1 tRNA gene and 1 rRNA gene are annotated in these 323 nt (G+C 46.1%); both read right to left on the bottom strand.

Annotation, left to right across the window (positions count from 1 at the left end):
* Positions 1 to 116 precede the first annotated feature (116 nt).
* Positions 117 to 192: transfer RNA gene (locus NG42_RS21680), tRNA-Glu, on the bottom strand.
* Between the two features lie 72 nt (positions 193 to 264).
* A 16S ribosomal RNA gene (locus NG42_RS21675) occupies positions 265 to 323 on the bottom strand; the annotation flags it as partial.

Genomic DNA, 323 nt, shown 5'->3' with positions numbered 1-323 from the left:
TGTCGTTTCAATTTTCAGCTTGTTCCGGATTGTTAAAGAGCAATATCTTAAACCCTGACTCGAAAGTCAGTTTTAAGATATTTTTTGATAACGTCTTTCACTTCGTTATCAGAATATGGCGTCCCCAAGGGGATTCGAACCCCTGTTACAGCCGTGAAAGGGCAGTGTCCTGGGCCTCTAGACGATGGGGACTCTGTGGTTCTTTTGCTCGTTAATTTCTATCAGACAATCTGTGTGGACACTGCGCGGGTATCTTCACATAGGTAAGGAGGTGATCCAACCGCAGGTTCCCCTACGGTTACCTTGTTACGACTTCACCCCAG

The organism is Winslowiella iniecta (assembly GCF_001267535.1).
Lineage (GTDB): Bacteria > Pseudomonadota > Gammaproteobacteria > Enterobacterales > Enterobacteriaceae > Erwinia > Erwinia iniecta.
Note: the sequence above shows the minus strand (reverse complement) of the source record. Positions and strands in the feature narration are given on the sequence as shown.